Source organism: Acinetobacter sp. BZX-2, assembly GCF_055179795.1.
Genome location: NZ_CM143686.1, coordinates 1,893,152 through 1,909,993 on the forward strand (window position 1 = coordinate 1,893,152; position 16,842 = coordinate 1,909,993).

21 protein-coding genes are annotated in these 16,842 nt (G+C 36.6%); 9 read left to right on the plus strand and 12 right to left on the minus strand.

From position 1 onward, the window contains the following. Window positions 1-36: 36 nt before the first annotated feature. From ACY45D_RS08905 to ACY45D_RS08940, 8 genes are all read right to left on the minus strand, one after another. Window positions 37-486 (minus strand): MaoC family dehydratase, encoded by a 450-nt coding sequence (locus ACY45D_RS08905; protein ID WP_463109362.1) that lies wholly within the window; start codon window positions 484-486, stop codon window positions 37-39. Between the two features lie 168 nt (window positions 487-654). Then, window positions 655-1,509 (minus strand): FkbM family methyltransferase, encoded by an 855-nt coding sequence (locus ACY45D_RS08910; RefSeq protein ID WP_463109363.1) that lies wholly within the window; start codon window positions 1,507-1,509, stop codon window positions 655-657. Between the two features lie 64 nt (window positions 1,510-1,573). After that, the gene (locus ACY45D_RS08915; RefSeq protein ID WP_463109364.1) at window positions 1,574-1,858 is read right to left on the minus strand and encodes a hypothetical protein; all 285 of its coding nucleotides are present in this window, start codon (window positions 1,856-1,858) and stop codon (window positions 1,574-1,576) included. Window positions 1,859-1,971: 113 nt separating this feature from the next. Continuing rightward, a complete protein-coding gene (locus tag ACY45D_RS08920) occupies window positions 1,972-2,460 on the minus strand; it encodes a GNAT family N-acetyltransferase (protein WP_463109365.1) in 489 nt (162 codons plus the stop codon). 186 nt (window positions 2,461-2,646) lie between these two features. After that, window positions 2,647-3,846, minus strand: coding sequence for an acyl-CoA dehydrogenase family protein (locus ACY45D_RS08925; protein ID WP_463109366.1), 1,200 nt, complete (start codon window positions 3,844-3,846; stop codon window positions 2,647-2,649). 48 nt (window positions 3,847-3,894) lie between these two features. After that, on the minus strand, window positions 3,895-5,181 hold the full coding sequence (locus ACY45D_RS08930; protein ID WP_463109367.1) for an acyl-CoA dehydrogenase family protein: 1,287 nt from the start codon (window positions 5,179-5,181) through the stop codon (window positions 3,895-3,897). Window positions 5,182-5,442: 261 nt separating this feature from the next. Then, window positions 5,443-6,816, minus strand: coding sequence for an ABC1 kinase family protein (locus ACY45D_RS08935; RefSeq protein WP_463109368.1), 1,374 nt, complete (start codon window positions 6,814-6,816; stop codon window positions 5,443-5,445). A gap of 157 nt (window positions 6,817-6,973) precedes the next feature. Then, complete coding sequence (locus ACY45D_RS08940) at window positions 6,974-7,279, minus strand: hypothetical protein (protein WP_463109369.1); 306 nt, start codon at window positions 7,277-7,279, stop codon at window positions 6,974-6,976. Window positions 7,280-7,480: 201 nt separating this feature from the next. Between ACY45D_RS08940 and ACY45D_RS08945 the strand changes: the two genes are divergently transcribed. From ACY45D_RS08945 to aroC, 4 genes are all read left to right on the plus strand, one after another. Beyond that, entirely contained in the window at window positions 7,481-7,843 is a 363-nt protein-coding gene (locus ACY45D_RS08945) for a hypothetical protein (RefSeq protein WP_463109370.1), read from the plus strand. A 133-nt stretch (window positions 7,844-7,976) separates the two neighbouring features. Then, window positions 7,977-8,351, plus strand: coding sequence for a lysozyme inhibitor LprI family protein (locus ACY45D_RS08950; protein WP_463109371.1), 375 nt, complete (start codon window positions 7,977-7,979; stop codon window positions 8,349-8,351). Window positions 8,352-8,473: 122 nt separating this feature from the next. After that, window positions 8,474-9,484: a 50S ribosomal protein L3 N(5)-glutamine methyltransferase gene (gene prmB, locus ACY45D_RS08955; protein ID WP_463109372.1), complete on the plus strand. Its 1,011-nt coding sequence runs from the start codon at window positions 8,474-8,476 to the stop codon at window positions 9,482-9,484. A gap of 12 nt (window positions 9,485-9,496) precedes the next feature. Next, on the plus strand, window positions 9,497-10,591 hold the full coding sequence (aroC, locus tag ACY45D_RS08960; protein ID WP_463109373.1) for a chorismate synthase: 1,095 nt from the start codon (window positions 9,497-9,499) through the stop codon (window positions 10,589-10,591). 83 nt (window positions 10,592-10,674) lie between these two features. Here the strand turns inward: aroC and ACY45D_RS08965 are convergent, their stop codons facing one another. Together ACY45D_RS08965 and ACY45D_RS08970 are read right to left on the minus strand one after the other, a co-directional pair. Continuing rightward, window positions 10,675-11,145: a hypothetical protein gene (locus tag ACY45D_RS08965; RefSeq protein WP_463109374.1), complete on the minus strand. Its 471-nt coding sequence runs from the start codon at window positions 11,143-11,145 to the stop codon at window positions 10,675-10,677. Between the two features lie 129 nt (window positions 11,146-11,274). Further along, window positions 11,275-11,760, minus strand: coding sequence for a CinA family protein (locus ACY45D_RS08970; RefSeq protein ID WP_463109375.1), 486 nt, complete (start codon window positions 11,758-11,760; stop codon window positions 11,275-11,277). Between the two features lie 404 nt (window positions 11,761-12,164). On the opposite strand from ACY45D_RS08970, the gene ACY45D_RS08975 reads away from it, so the two are divergent. Further along, window positions 12,165-12,395: a hypothetical protein gene (locus tag ACY45D_RS08975; protein WP_463109376.1), complete on the plus strand. Its 231-nt coding sequence runs from the start codon at window positions 12,165-12,167 to the stop codon at window positions 12,393-12,395. 123 nt (window positions 12,396-12,518) lie between these two features. Here the strand turns inward: ACY45D_RS08975 and ACY45D_RS08980 are convergent, their stop codons facing one another. Next, entirely contained in the window at window positions 12,519-12,962 is a 444-nt protein-coding gene (locus tag ACY45D_RS08980; RefSeq protein WP_463109377.1) for a universal stress protein, read from the minus strand. Between the two features lie 68 nt (window positions 12,963-13,030). Next, the gene (locus tag ACY45D_RS08985; RefSeq protein WP_463109378.1) at window positions 13,031-13,492 is read right to left on the minus strand and encodes a universal stress protein; all 462 of its coding nucleotides are present in this window, start codon (window positions 13,490-13,492) and stop codon (window positions 13,031-13,033) included. A 313-nt stretch (window positions 13,493-13,805) separates the two neighbouring features. Between ACY45D_RS08985 and ACY45D_RS08990 the strand changes: the two genes are divergently transcribed. From ACY45D_RS08990 to ACY45D_RS09005, 4 genes are all read left to right on the plus strand, one after another. Further along, on the plus strand, window positions 13,806-14,387 hold the full coding sequence (locus ACY45D_RS08990) for a lysozyme (RefSeq protein ID WP_463109379.1): 582 nt from the start codon (window positions 13,806-13,808) through the stop codon (window positions 14,385-14,387). A gap of 386 nt (window positions 14,388-14,773) precedes the next feature. Beyond that, the gene (locus tag ACY45D_RS08995; protein ID WP_463109380.1) at window positions 14,774-15,412 is read left to right on the plus strand and encodes a vWA domain-containing protein; all 639 of its coding nucleotides are present in this window, start codon (window positions 14,774-14,776) and stop codon (window positions 15,410-15,412) included. Window positions 15,413-15,490: 78 nt separating this feature from the next. Then, window positions 15,491-16,132: a TerD family protein gene (locus tag ACY45D_RS09000; protein WP_463109381.1), complete on the plus strand. Its 642-nt coding sequence runs from the start codon at window positions 15,491-15,493 to the stop codon at window positions 16,130-16,132. A 20-nt stretch (window positions 16,133-16,152) separates the two neighbouring features. Next, complete coding sequence (locus ACY45D_RS09005; protein WP_463109382.1) at window positions 16,153-16,788, plus strand: VWA domain-containing protein; 636 nt, start codon at window positions 16,153-16,155, stop codon at window positions 16,786-16,788. Window positions 16,789-16,842 lie beyond the last annotated feature (54 nt).

Sequence of the window (16,842 nt, forward strand, 5' to 3'; positions counted from 1 at the left end):
GTAAAAAATTCTAAATATTGTAAGACAAATTTAGAATTAATGAGCATCAAAATTACGTTTGAACACCACAATTTTAGTGGTTGATATCAGCAGAATATCACCATGTTGATTTTTTGCTTGAGTCACATAAGTCACAATAGCACGATCATTTTTAGTTCTTGATGGCGTAATAGAAACAATTTCAACTTCAACATGAATTTTATCGCCAACGCGGGTTGGTTTCGGCCATCTTAAACTCGATTCAGAGCCAATTAGACCATAAGCAACAGGGAAGCATTCTGTCCAAAGACGCATGGTCACAGCAGAGGTGTGCCATCCACTTGCGGCCAAGCCTTGAAAAATAGGGTGATCTTTGGCTTTTTCGATATCGGTATGAAAAACTTGCGGGTCGTACTTTTGAGCAAATTCTAAAATTTCTTCAAGTGTCATTTCATATTCACGACTGGTAAAATGATCACCGATATTGATATCTTCTAAATACAACATTATTTAAATGTTCCTTTATTTTGGCATAAAGTATAAATATATGACTTTAAATACAATTGCATAATAAAACCTAAGTCGCATAAGAATACTTAAGTTTTCTCCTAAATTAAAGGAATTCATACCTTGGTTGTAGCATTATAAATATTCACTAAATTTGGCTTTTTAAAATCAATTGGCATTGTGTGCACTATTCAACATGTTTATATAAATTTGTTGAGAATGAGCAGGAAGAGCAGCACGTTGTTCCAATAGATCAATACAGCACAACGTTAAATCAAAAGATTGATAACAACAATGAGCAATCAATGCAAGGTGCTTTAATTGTTCATCACTGATATTTTGTGGCTTTGTAAAATCTCGAACATAAACAATATCCGCTTCAAGTAATTGATTGACAGCACGTAAAGGTTGATTTTGGTAAGCAAAAGGTGAGATTGGCCACTTTTTCACATCTGCAAAACAATGCGGTATAAAGCCTTGGCTACGCAACTCAATGTCGATTTCTCCGAAACTGGGTTGATTTTCATAGAGTGTAACAAAGGATATTTCAGTTTGTATTGCAACAGCATTGCTGAGTTTTTGTTTACCTGATTTGAAAACAGAAAGCTCAGTGCCTTGGATGTCAATTTTTAAAAAATCAAGTGCCTGAATTTCATCAATATCATCTAACTGATGGGTAGAAATTAAAACGCGTTCTAAGACCGTTGCATTGGCTTTTAATGCTGAAAAATTGTCAAATGTGTTTTGATCCGGCTCAAGCAAACTGGTCATACCCGAATATTGGCACACTTTTAAAGTGTGTTGATTTCCATCGCCAATGGCGTAGGGTAGGTAGTTTTCTAATTCACTTTTTTGTTGATTGAGTTTTTCCAATGCTTCTGGTTGCGGTTCGAAACCTGTGACTTTGCAAAATTTTGATTGTAAAAGTGTTTTATAAGGTGGATCACCATCTATAGGATTTGCACCAATATCCACAATTTCTGTTAAACGCTGTGGTTGTAATAAGTGAATGAGTTGATGCATATCATGTCCATAAGGTTATTTTTATCTCATCATTATTGATGAAGAAAATACAAATATTTCTGATCTAAACAAATGCAAAGGGAAATTTATGTAGATAATCAGCTTCAACTTCAAGCTCTAAAATCGTTTCAGAATGCTGAATTGTTTTCTTCATAATCTCTCCCGCTTTTTTATAATCAGGATAAGTGTCTGTGTTCAATCGATCAAATTGAACATTTTCCCAATGTTCCTGTGTAGGCCATTGTGCATAACCAATATAATCGCCCGTTTTAGTATCTTTATGAAGTCGTGAACCTAGTGATCCTAATAAAAGATAAATACCTTCGGTGCGTACTTTCCATTCCTGCATGTATCTGAAAACGATATACGGCTATAAACATATGATTCTCTTTCTGATATTTTCTGAATGAACACAATCAATATAATTGAAATTTAAGAATGTTCTAAATTGAAAATAGTGCTTTATTTAATCGTTTTTAACATCCAAATTTCACATGCATGACTATGACCTGTATTGCCTTTAGGCTGTTCTAAATGCTCAAAGCCTAGTTTCTCATAGAGTTTAACCGCTTGCCATAATGCTTGAGTGGTTTCTAAATAACAGGCTTGAAAACCCTGTTGCTGAGCAAACTCAAAACCTTTTTCCAGAATCTGTTTCGCAAAACCAAGGCCACGTATTGCGGGTGCAAAATACATTTTTTGAATTTCAAGAATAGAATCATCACCTATTAATGGTGAAAGACCACCACCGCCATGAATTTGACCATGTACATCTTCAATCACCCAGTATTGTGCATTCGGTTGATCATAAACGCTATAAAGATCATCTAAAATAGGGTCAGCAACTGCAAATCCAGACTCGGCGGCTAAACCAAACTCTTGCGAAACATCACGAATAATTTGAGCAATTGCAGCATTATCCTTGGCTTGAATAGGTCTAATTTTAAACATTTAAAAATCAATTAAAAAAAGAGATGAATTTTTATAGCAAAAAATTCATCTCTTGTATTCGTTATTGCTTTTAACTGGTTAAAAAGTTATCGGTTGTCCGAGAGGTAAGCTAAGCAAGCGTTATATCTTGAAAAGCTTTCTTCTTGAAATAAGAAGTATCACTCTAGAAGCGGAATGAATAAAACATTATTTCAATTCACTCGATGATTTTCCTAACTCACGGCGCGCGATAATCAATTGCTGAATTTGCTGTGTGCCTTCAAAAATATCGAGAATTTTTGAATCACGAGCCCATTTTTCTAACAATTCTGTTTCGTTATAGCCAACACTTGCTGCTAATTCGACGCATTTCAGAGTAATTTCATTGCCGATACGCCCAGCTTTGGCCTTGGCAATAGACGCTTCACGTGAGTTTGGCTTTTTATTATCAGCCATCCATGTTGCTTTTATGGTCAATAAACGTGCAGCTTCCCATTCAGCTTCCATACGATAAATTTGTGCTGCCAAATTCGACGTTTGTAAATAAGGCGTTGTATAGTTGGGATCAAGCTCATCTTTAAAAATTTCTTTGATGCGTTCTAAAGATGCTTTGGCACAACCAATCGCCATTGCAGCAACCAAAGGTCGAGTATTATCAAAGGTTTCCATTACTCCTGCAAAACCTTTGGCAACATCAATTTCAGCATTTCCAAGTAAATTTGTAGCGGGAACACGACAGTCAATAAAGCTGATTGCAGCAGTGTCAGAAGCTTTGATGCCCAATTTATGTTCTAGTCTTTCAACTTTCATCCCCGGTGTACCTTTGGGTACCACAAAAGATTTAATCGCAGCTCGTCCGAGTTTTTTATCTAAAGTTGCCCAAACCACAACTGAATCGGCACGCTCACCTGAGGTTACAAAAATCTTTTCTCCATTCAGGATATAATCATCACCATCTTTGGTCGCGGTAGTACGAATTGCAGCAGAGTCAGAACCACAGCCTGGTTCTGTAATCGCCATAGCAGCCCATGTACCTTTAAAGCGTTCTAGTTGTTCATCATTGGCGACAGCAGCTATAGCCGAATTTCCTAAACCTTGGCGCGGCATAGAGAGCAGTAAGCCTGTATCGCCATAGCACATTTCGATAATGCCCAGTGCGGTACTCATGTTGACGCCATTTTTATTGCCGACTTGAACATCACCACGAACATTCACAGCAGCGCCAGCATTCAGTCCTTCGCCACCATCATTCATACCATCGAGTAGTGATGCCAACATATCCAATTCTTTTGGATAGGCATGTTCTGCTTTGTCATATTTACGTGAAATTGGACGCAATACATTGATTGCTGTTTCATGTGCTTGATCTAAAAGCATTTTGAATTTTTTTGGATTTTGTAAATTCATGATTTTTATCCTATGGTCTTTTAGCGCTTGTCTTTTTAATATTGTAAATTAAGCATGTAAGCCTGAATGTAGAATCGCCATGGCACGTAAATCACGGTACCAACGCTCAGCAGGATGTTCTTTTGTAAATCCATGACCACCTAGAATTTGAACACCGTCAGTACCAATCTTCATGCTTTTTTCAGCACAAAGTAAACGTGCTAAATAGGCTTCTCTATGGAAAGCTTGCCCAGCCTCTGCCAGACTCGCGGCATTTAAAACCAGCATACGCATAGCTTCAATTTCAATTGCCATATCTGCGATCATGAATGCAACACTTTGACGATGTGAAATCGGTTCACCAAATGCAGTACGTTCATTGGCGTATTTGATACAGTATTGCTTTACAGCTTCGCATGTACCGACAGCCATTGCACACCACATTAAATTCCCCAAATCTAAAAAGGCAGGATAATTGAAATCGTCATCTCCAAGTCGTTGAGCAGGGCTATTGTCAAACTTTAGCGTCACCGTTTCGGTCGCTTTAAGCCCCATTGCAGGTGTTTTTTGCACAGTAATACTTGGATCACGATTTACAACAAAGACATCCGCTTTGCCATTAAAATCTGCACTGACTAAGAATACATCTGCTGTTTCATCAAGCATGACCAAGGTTTTTTCACCTGTAATACTGAATTGACCACCATTTGAAACAGCTTTAGTTTTTAGTTTCATTGGATTAAAAGCAGCAGTCGCTTCTTGTACTGCAAAACTGGCTTGAATTTCTGTATCTGTTGCAAAGCTTGGTAAATAGGTTGCTTGAACGTGTTCTGAGCCCCATTGCGTGATCGCATTGATCACGCTAAATGTTGAAAGCAAACCTGCTGCAAGTGAGAAATCGCCTTTAGCTAGACGTTCTGCGATTAAAATATTACTGACAATGTTCTTTTCGGAAGCAACTCCGCCTAAAGCTTCAGGCAGAGCGTAGTAATTTAAACCTAGATCGGTACTGTATTGCCAAAGCTGATTTGGAAACTTTTCATCATGATCGGCTTGGTGAGCAAGCGGGTATAGCACTTCCGATGCAAATTGATCCATTGCATCAACCGTCATTTGTTGTTCTTCGGACAGACTCAAATCAAATAGTGACTTTGATTGATTGGGTAAACGTTGTTTGCTTACATTTGACTCGGATTTAAAGGCTTTTTGAGTTGCGGTCAATGTCTTAAAACCCGCTTTAGAGCCTTGATAAAGTGATTTTTCGACAAATTTTCGGAGTTTAAATTGATCAAGTAAATCACTACCTGCAATTTTTGTTATTAAGTTTAAGCCCAACCCCTGAGCTTTATTGACCATGTTTGTCATTCCGTCGTACCCTGTATTTTTAGTGTTGGTATGACAACATCCTGACATGCAAAAAAATAAAAAACTATGTCAAAGCTGACAAACTCATTGACCTTAGATAAGCGGTTAAACTTCACTTATATAGGTATTTAATTTATTGTATTTTTTACATTATTTATAAATGAAAATACCCAACAAAAGTTGAGTATTGACAAATCTGACATTTAGCTTGTGTAATTCGATTCTATTTAAAAACAGTAAAAGAAGCTCAAATTAAACAAAAGGTGCAACCATTTTACGGACGTTGGTTTTCGCATCAATCACGGTCATGAATGTATAAGCACCGATGAATTTACGGCTAATAAACATAAACTCTTTTGGTGGAATACTAAAGTAACGTGAGGCCATAGATTTAGACGCACGTTGCATAACTCGGCTGTGTAATTGGCTTTTTTTCCAGTCATAGCGATTATGTTCATCCATAACACCAGGTGGTAGATCTGGATTATTTAACAAGGTGCTGAATGCTTCAGTCGCTAACAAAAATACTTTAGCCATGTCAGGTTTAATGCTTAATGGCATTGCATCAAAAAACTCATAACCTGACATTGAATTCACCATTTCTTGGCTATCATGGTCATAACCTGATTTGATTAAATTACGTGCAACTTGAAGCAGTTGTGCGTCAAACTGGCGTATTGCACCAAAATCTAACAAAATAATTTTATCTTTAATGTCTTCGCCATTTCCTAAACGAACTAAATAGTTACCAAAGTTAGGATCGGTTTGCATTTCGCCCCATTCAAACAACTCTCGAACAGCAATTTCAAGCGATGCTTCACCCAACAAATTACGACGTTCTTGTGGCAAAGACAGCATAACAGGGCTATTAATCGGTACGCCACGTTCAAAGGTCATACAGAGCACTTGGTCAGTACAATAGTGATCAATCACTTGCGGAACAACATAACGTGCATCGGTTTTGAGCCTTTCAGCAAAACGACGTGTCGTTTCAGCTTCTAAGTGATAATTGACTTCACGATGCATCATTTCACGAACTTCATCAAACCATTGATCAAATTCACGTGTTTGAGGAACCATACGTGTCAGTTTGAGCATGTTTTTAAATAAACTCATGTCTGAGTCAATCGCATCAGCCACGCCAGGATATTGGATTTTAAGAACCAACTCCAAGCCATCTGATTTGCGCGTAGCACGATGAACTTGTGCAAGTGAAGCTGTTCCGATAGGTTCATGGTCAATGGTTAGGTCATCAAGTTTAGAACCCAATTGACTGACGAGCTGTTCTTTAATTGCTGGCCATGCGAGTGCAACTGTTTGATTATTTAATGTATTTAATGCTTGTGTAATTTCTTCAGGCAAAAAATGTTCGCCATAAAGCGCCATCATTTGCCCGATTTTAACGATAGAGCCTTTGAGTTTACCGATTTCTTGAACAAGATAATTGGCTTGCTCTTTCATGGCTTGTTTACGCTTCTTTTCTTTTTCTTCTTCACTCGAAAACATTGAACTAGCACTTGAAGCCGCCCAGCGTGTTCCTGCTAATAATGACGCTTTTGCGATAGATAAGCGACGATCCATTGACGAGGTTTTTAACTGTTTGAGCTTTTCGTTCTGATCTGACATGAAGATAAAATCCTTATAGAGATTCGAAAAGATGATGAATTGTGAAGAATATTACATGCAATAGCGCTTTTTAAATAGTTCAATTCGCTAAACGGGGCGATATATTTCTTCTTTCGTTGATTTAAATCGCATAAATAAGGCTGAATAAATTGAGAACTTACATTCTAAACTGAATTTTAATCTGTTCTCTCAGCATTAAGGATTGTTTATTCGTTTCAATATGATGCGTAATCATGTCTTTGACACTGCCATTTGTAAATCCAAGTGAATAGCCTTTTACAATGATGATACTGGGCAAGCTAAAGAAAAAATATTTAACATCGTCTAGTGAAGGTGCTTCATAAATGCCTAATTCAAGCAAAGTATTTTGAAAAAATAGTTTTTCAGTTTGAACCGATGGATTAGATTCATCATTCCACCATGATTGACGCATAGCCAACAGGTTATTGTGCTTATAGCTCATAAATCGACGGAATTCTTCATAAGTTTAAAACTTGGTTTATATATAATGGTCAAAATAGGGAATTTCAAGTCAAAGCTTTAGTTTTGAGGGTTAGGTCACAGATAAATTTATTTTTAGGATGAAAGTTGTTGATTTGTTTTGAAAATAAACAATAATAAAGATCAAAATAAAATCTAAAAAACTAGATGTGGTGAGGGCGTAGTGAAACAAATTTTAGGGGCTTTGATCTTATTATGTACGCAAAATACTTTTGCAGAGGTTTATACCTGTACCAATAAAGGGCATACCGTTTATCAAGGTAAGCCATGTGCGGGTTCTACAAAGAGTAGTTTGAATCATGCTCAAGCTTCGCTCAGTGATACTCAAAAATATCAACAATGGAAAGCTGCACGGGAACCCAAAGTAGGAATGACGGGTGATCAAGTGATTAAAACCACCAATTGGGGTGCACCTGAACGGAAAAGATCATATACCACCTCAAGAGGTAAGGACGAAGCTTGGTATTATCCTGAATTAGGTTATATCACATTGAAAAATGGGGTAGTGGTGTCCATTAGCCAATAACATGTTTTATGAACTCTGATGATTAAATTGGATGATTCAGTTTGCTTATGCATTGTATTTTTTATCAAATCTTTTACACTCAATGCGATGAAATATTTGAATTAAAATAATGATTTTTTATAGGGAAAATTCAATGTCGTTAAAATACTTGGGGTTAACGGTTGCTTTGTTATTGCCAATGCCGATTTATGCAATGGGATATAGTGCTGACTATTTATCTTGTGTCAGTTCGGGGAGCGCTAGTTTTGCAAATTGTGCAAAAGACGAGTTCAAATACCAAGATGACCGCGTAGAAACATTATTCAAAAAAACCTTGGTTCTATATTCAGGAAAAGAAAAAAAGGCTCAAAAGAAATATCAAAAACAATGGGTTAAGCAAAGAGACCAGCGTTGTGATGAAGCCAATAAGTCTGTATCTGAGGTGTATAAAAGCAAATATTATACTTGCGCATTAAAAGAAACAGTCAATCGTGGAAATATGCTAGAGCGGCTTTCTTTTAGATTGTAAAAAATTATAGTTTTCGGATCTGTTTTAAAATCCGATAATGAAAAAGTTGGAAAGCATTATAAAAGTCGCTCAAAACAAGGTATCATAAGCTGTTTAAAAATATGACCTTGGAGAAACCTTAAGTGGATCGACCGACTATTAGCCCTGAACATTTACAGGAAGCTGCTGAAAACTTAACAACAATTCGTGATTTTATTCGCTTTGGTGTTACAGCATTACGTCAATACGATGCACATTTAGGCCAAGGTACAGAAGACTATTTTGCTGAAAGTTCAGCATTGGTTTTACAAACAATGTCACTAGAATGGAAAGCAGATGCTGAAATTCTGGATGCAAAATTATTACCAAGTGAAAAGGCAGAATTTTTAAGTCTATTAGAACGCCGTATCAACGAAAAAGTTCCAACCTCTTATTTGTTAAATTTAGCTTATTTCTGTAATAAACCGTATTACGTCGATGAACGTGTACTGATTCCACGTTCACCAATCGCAGAATTGATCAATAATCGTTTTGCGCCGTATTGCTTAGACGAAAATGGTCAAATGCGTGAAGCCAATAATCAGTTACCTGAAAATGCGAAAGCTAAAACACCACAACGTATTTTAGATATGTGTACAGGTTCAGGCTGTATTGCGATTGCTTTGGCTTATGCATTCCCTGATTCAGAAGTAGACGCTACTGATATTTCTAAAGAAGCTTTAGAGGTTGCTTCAATCAATACGGAACACCACGATAAGCAATATCAAGTTGCATTACTTGAATCAGACTTATTCGCAAAAATTCCGGCTGAAAATCAATATGATTTAATCGTTTCAAATCCTCCATATGTTGATGCAGAAGACATGGCTGATTTACCAGATGAATTCCACCATGAACCTGAACTTGCACTTGCAGCAGGTCAAGATGGTTTAGATTTAGTACGTAAAATGTTAGCGCAGGCTGCGGATTACCTGACTGAAGATGGCTTAATTGTGATTGAAGTCGGTAATTCTGAATGGGCAATGCGTCAAAACTTCAACACTGTTGATTTCTATTGGTTGCAATTCCAAAACGGTGGTTCAGGTATTTTTGCTTTAACTGCTGCACAATGTCGTAAATTCCGTGATTTATTTATTCAATCTACTCAAGTTTAAGGAGTCGTGAGCATGGCAGGTAATAGTATTGGACAACTCTTCCGTGTAACGACTTGTGGTGAATCTCACGGTGCTGGCCTGATGGCGATTGTGGATGGTATTCCACCGGGTCTTGAACTTTGCGAAGCAGATTTGCAAAAAGATTTGGATCGACGTAAACCGGGAACATCAAAATTTGCTACACAACGTAAAGAACCTGATGAAGTTGAAATCATTTCAGGGGTTTTTGAAGGTAAAACTACAGGTACTTCAATTGGTTTACTGATTCGGAATACTGACCAAAAATCAAAAGATTACGGTAATATTGCGCAAACATTCCGCCCGGGTCATGCGGATTATACCTATACACAAAAGTATGGCTTCCGTGATTATCGTGGTGGTGGACGTTCTAGCGCACGTGAAACAGCAATGCGTGTTGCTGCTGGTGCAATTGCTAAGAAATATTTGGCTGAGAAATTCGGTATTTTGATCCGTGGTCATGTGACGCAGATCGGAACTGAAGTTGCTGAAACCTTAGATTGGAATGAAGTTCCGAATAATCCATTTTTCTGCGGCGATGTAGACGCTGTACCACGTTTTGAAGCGCTCGTGACTTCACTTCGTGAGCAAGGGACGAGCTGTGGTGCAAAACTTGAAATTTTGGCAGAAAAAGTACCTGTAGGCTGGGGTGAACCTGTTTTTGATCGTTTAGATGCAGATATTGCCCATGCCATGATGTCAATCAATGCCGTTAAAGGTGTTGAAATTGGTGACGGTTTTGCAGTTGCAGGTCAGTTTGGTCATACAACACGTGATGAATTAACCACAGATGGTTTCTTGGCGAATCACGCAGGCGGTATTTTAGGTGGGATTTCTTCTGGTCAAACCATCCGTGTTGCGATTGCGTTAAAGCCAACAGCGTCGATTACCACACCAGGTAAAACCATCAATATCAATCGTGAAGACACCGATGTTTTAACCAAAGGGCGCCATGACCCATGTGTAGGTGTACGTGCGACACCGATTGCAGAAGCAATGCTTGCAATTGTTTTAATGGATCATTTTATGCGTCATCGTGCTCAAAATGCAGATGTTGTTGCACCTTTTGCACCGATTGAGCCTAAATAGTATTTCTATTATTCAGCCGATTGTTAAAACATAAAAAACCAGACTCTGAGTCTGGTTTTTTATTTCAAGGCTAACTACTTAAATTATCGTGCAATTTGGCCTGTATAACCTTTTAAGAACGTTAAATAAGCAGAAGATTGTTGTCCATCAGCCTTTAAAATAGGGCGTTCAATATCACCTTTGTCAGTGACTAATTTAAGCGTAATTTCTTTACCACTGCGGAAAGAGTTTAAGAAACTTGCTGGAACATTGATAGAGTTAGCTGAAACCGTTCCAGTATATTGAGTTGGATTAATTGTTGAATAAGCATAAGGTTGGCCGTCAACTAAGAATACAAATTGTTTGATATCATATTTATTTGAATTATTGATTTCAGCTGTAATTTTAAAACCATTACGATCTTCTTCATTCCAACGCATAGCAAGTTCAGGACAAATTTCGTTTGCTTCACAGATTAAAGGCCCTTTAGTTACCACTCTTTCTGGGTAAGAACCTGCACAACCCGCTAAAGTTAAACATGCTATAGAAGAAATTAAAGCAAATTGAAGTTTCATAAAGCTTCCTATTCATTAATGTTATTGCTTGTGCAGAATGTGTAAAATTTACCGTTTTTTAGTAAAAAAGTGAATCAATTTATTTCATTAGCCGTTGTAAAATTGTATTTTCTGAATCTAATGAATGATTTATATACTGTTGCCGTGCAGAATTGTGAATAATTCTTTTGCGACATTTTCAGTCAATTTATTCAATCGTTCTAAAGGTGTGCCTTCAATAAAATATTTAAAATCAAATAATTGATTATTAAAATATATGCAAATAAAGAAAGTACCCTCAGGTTTGGTCGGTGTCGCACTACCGCCACTTTTCAGTAAACCTGTACAACTCACGATAATATTGGCCTGATCAAATAAAGCTTTACCTCGTATCGCCATTTGTTGTGTGACTTCTGCTGATTCAGCGCTAAACCTCTCAATCAGTTGCGTTTCTATATGCAGTACTGAGACTTTAATCGAAGGATCGTAACTGACTAAACCACCCAATAAAATATCTGCACCACTATTTTTGTAAATTGAAAATTGACTGCTTAAATATCCAGAGCTAGCGCTTTCAATAAATGCAATTTTTAAGTCTAACGACTCTAATAAATCACAACATTGTTTTAAAATCATCGAGATCAACCTTTTAAAAGGATGAATATGGAGTTGTGGCTCAGCTAAGAATTAAGTAAAAACAGCGATATAACCATCTTTAATTTTACAATTTTAAATTTAGCACACTAAAAAATATATTTATATGAATGAAGCGAATGCAATAGAGTTGTCATATTTTCCTGAGATAATCAACTCAATAAGAAAAAACTTAGACAACCACAAGAATCACAGTATTTTAATAATGATAATTCAGCGTAATCAGGCTGTAAGTTTCGAGTCTACCCACCTTTAAATAAGGTGGGTTTTCTTTTTTTAGGGCTAAATGGGGAATAACTAAACAATTTAGCGATATTTTATCTTTCAACCTTGCAAAAAAGTGATATAAATAAAAATAAAGTGCATATGAAAAAGGAGTGCGTTAAATGAAAACTACAGTTAAGTATGTTGTCCTTAAAAGTAGAGAATACCAACTTGGCACACCTTTATTTGAAGAAAATATAGAAGCCGATGCAAATTATTTTGATCAAATTCCAAATATAATTCATTATCAAAATCACGATTTTAAAGTGAAATCTAAAGAATTAACACGCAAACAAATTTTTGATGATTTTGAAGAATTTCAAACCATATTGGTGAAGGTTATTGCTATTTAAATCAAACCATTCAATCAAAAATATTTGATTTAAAAAGTTCCCCTCATTCTGAGCGACAAATAGCACAAGCCAAAAGAGGGGAACGGTGCAACATTTAAAATATTGAAACGAACAACTATAAGATTACTGTTTCACGATCAAAATAGGCAATTGTGTTTGCCCTAAAACATCCTGAGCAAAACTACCTAAAAAGAACTTTTGAAAGCCTTTTCGACCATGTGAACCAATCACAATAAGATCTGCTTTTAATTCCTCAGCAGTCGCTACGACCGTTTCCGCAGAAACAGCATCTTTAACCACTTGAGTATTAATCGTAATACCTTGTTGTTGCGCAAGTTGTTGTGCTTTGACTAAAGATTCTTCTGCATTTTTTACAGCTTCAGCAACATAGTCCTTCAACATTGCAGAAGTATAATAGAAGTCCGCAGCTGCAAATGGATCTTCAGAAACAACACTAATTGCAGTAACTTTGCTCCCAAAGGCTTTGGCGATTTCTGCTGCATGTTTAATTGCAGAATAAGAAATATCAGAACCATCGACTGGAACAAGAATATGTTGATATGACATGAGAAAATCTCCTGTTTATTTTAAATAAATCAATTTGTTAGTCACTAAAAATTACAACATGTTAAATATTATTCAATTTCATTGACTGATTTGATAATCAGTACAGGTAATGGGCTAATCGAAAGCACTTCTTGTGCAACGCTTCCCAAGAAGAATTTTTTAAATCCAGTACGACCATGTGAACCCATGACAATGAGGTCAGCATTTAACTCATCAGCCGCCTCTAAAATACCTGTTGCTGGCGGGAGTTCTCTCACAATCTTTGTATTTACAACACTCACACCATGATGAAGGAGGGTTTCCTGAACATCTTTTAACCGATTTAGCGCATTCTGTTCAGCTTCCATGAGATATTGAGTAACCGCAGGGGCAACTTTATAAAAATCGACGCCCTTAAATGGATCGACAGCGATCACACTGGTCACAGTGATTTTACAATTTAAAGCAATTGCGAGTTTTTCTGCGTGCGCAATCGCAGCATAGGAAATAGGAGAATCATCTATCGCGAGAAGAATGTGTTTATAAAGCATAATATTTCTCCTTAATTTTTAATTGTTCAACTTATTTATTGATAGCACATTAACTAGGGTAGAACAATTCGAAATCTGGGTATTTTTTTGAACAAAATTGTAGTATTAGCAAGGTTATGTGATATACACATACTTTTTATATGGGTTTATTTTTATTTATTGAAAATGAACGTTCTTGAGAGCTATAACTCGCTTAAACCCAATTTACCTTTTTAAGAGCTGTGGATATGATTTTTACAAAAAATATCACATAAAGATTTCATCTTCTCAGCTACAACTTTTAGAATAATAAGCTATTTTATAGAGTTAAATGATGAATCTATCCTTTTCTAAAATCATTTCTAAATTGATCTCGACAATTTTTAGCTCAAAAGCGGATTCAAACTCTGACATTGCAGTTGCTGTTGACCATGCCACAGACCCAAATATCGGTTATGCACAAGATGAAATTCACCAAATCAGTGAAAAGGGTATTCAGCTTATTTCGAATTTTGAAGGTTTACGTTTAAATGCATATCAAGACAGTGTAGGTGTTTGGACGATTGGATTTGGTACGACCATTTTTCCACATGGACAGAAAGTAAAAGATGGAGATTGCTGTACTATTCAACAGGCAAATAGCTATATGTTGCATGATTTAAAACGTTTTGAAGCGGCTGTATCTCAAGCGGTACAAGTGCCATTAAATCAACATCAGTTTGATGCTTTGGTTTCTTTGGCATATAACATTGGTGTAGGTGCTTTTCAGCGTTCTACCTTAGTTAAACTTTTAAATACAGGTGATTATAAGGCTGCAAGTCATCAATTTGATGTTTGGGTTAAAGCAGGTGGGAAGACTGTTCAGGGTTTGGTCAATCGTCGTGCGATAGAAAAAGCATGCTTTTTAGGTAGATAATAATTACTTTAAATTTTCTAGTTTTTGCAATCAATCGAAAAAAATAAGATCAAAATGGATGAATACCTTGATCGTTGGAAAGACTATACCTATCGCATAGATTTAGCCCAACAAGCCGAAAAAGAAAAATATGGTAAGTTGGCAAAATAATGAGTTTTAACAGCAAAAAATGATTCACGTATCAGAAGCCAAGTATGCCTTGTTGAACCTTAACTGATCAATATTTTTAACCGTGAAGCTTAACTTATTAAAAGCTTTAGGGAATCCACCGAATTTTACAAAATACATTTTTTAATGTTAAAAACGCTTTGTTTTTAGCCTATTTTTTTATATAAAAGAAAGCACAAAGATTAAAACTTGATAAAAGACGATTAGAGAGAAAATGAATGAGAAGATTACCTGTATATTTATTATTAGATACCTCTGGATCAATGCACGGCGAACCGATTGAAGCCGTTAAAAATGGTGTAGAAATACTGATTTCATCATTACGTCAAGATCCGTATGCACTTGAAACAGCCTATTTATCGATCATTACTTTTGATACTCAAGCAAAACAATTGATGCCACTGACTGAAATCGCTATGTTTCAACCGCCACAGTTACAAGCGACAGGTACGACACAACTTGGTGAGGCCTTAGGTTTATTGGCAGATAAAATTGACCAAGAAGTGCAAAAAACCACACATGATACACGTGGTGACTGGAAGCCTTTGGTTTTTATTATGACAGATGGTGCACCTACAGATGATTGGACCAAAGGTTTTGCAAGATTAAAACAAGTTAAAACAGGAATGGTCATCGCATGTGCTGCGGGCCATAATGCCGATACCAGTATTTTGAAACAAATTACAGAAGTTGTTGTTGAGCTGGCGACCGCAGATTCAAATACCATTAAAGCCTTCTTTAAATGGGTTTCTGCAAGTATTTCAACAGGCAGCCAAAAAGTGGATGCAGGACAAAAAGAAGTTTCTGGACTGAATGATCTTCCGCCACCACCACCTGAAGTAAACGTGGTGTTGTAAAATTATTATTTATTTCAACTAATCAAATATTTAAACATAAATTACAAACTAAACATTGCATTATAAAAGGGTATTATTATGGGGATAACATTAGCAAAAGGTCAGGGCTTAAGTCTTGAAAAATCACAACATAACTTGTCATTGGTCACCATTGGCTTGGGTTGGGATATTACTGAACAAAAGAAAGGGTTTTTAGGCGGGCTGTTTGGTGGAAAAGCAGAAGAACATGACCTAGATGTGGTTGCTTTCCTTTGCGATAACAATGGAAAAATTAAAGATTTAGGCTGGGATCCATCTGGAAATGCAACTTTAATCAATAGTGATGTGATTTTCTTTAATAATCTTAGCCATCGTACAGGTCAAATTTGGCTGACTGGTGATAATCGCACGGGTGCAGGTGATGGAGATGATGAACAAATTATTGTCAAGCTGAATAGCTTAGCACCTGAATATCATAAGATTATTTTTATTGTTCAAATTTATAATGGTGCAAATAATAATCAGCATTTTGGACAAGTCAAAAATGCTTTTATTCGTGCAGTGGATGCCTCAGGTAAAGAAATGGTGCGATTCAATTTGTCTGGTATTGGACAATATGATCAGCAACGTTCATTATTATTTGCAGAGCTGGTTAGAGAAAATAACGGCTGGAAGTTTAATGCTGTAGGTGATGCTTCTCCGACAGATAACTTTGTTACATGGTTAAAAAATTACGTATAACCGTATAAAAAGAGAGAAAAATGCGTCGCTTACCTGTTTATATTTTATTGGATACGTCTGGCTCTATGCGTGGTGAACCCATTCATTCGGTTAATGTAGGCTTACAATCGATGTTAAGTGCATTGAGACAAGATCCTTATGCGCTTGAAAGTGTTTATTTAAGCGTGATTACCTTTGATATGGAAGCAAAGGTGTATTTACCACTGACACCATTAGATCAAGTACAAATACCAGACCTTGATGTGCCAAATGTAGGTGCAACGTTCATGGGTGCTGCATTGGAATTACTCGCACATGAAGTTCAGCAAAATGTGCAAAAAAGTACCGATGATGTGAAAGGCGATTGGCGTCCACTTTTATTTTTAATGACGGATGGTTCGCCTTCCGATGTTTATGCATATCAGCAAATTATACCGACCATCAAGCAATCTAACTTTGCCACTATTGTGGCATGTGCGGCTGGCCCAAAAGCCAAAACAGAAGCTTTACTGCAATTGACCGATCAAGTGGTGGTATTAGACACCATGGACTCTAGTAGTTTTTCAAGTTTCTTTAAATGGGTCTCTGCAAGTGTGGTTGCAGGCAGTAGTAGTGCAGGTGTGACAGATTCTATTTCATTGCCACCACCACCTGCTGAAATTCAATTGGTTTTATAGTCATTTTTGACTCAATATCGTAAAGAAATTGGTTTTAAATATTTAATAAATTTA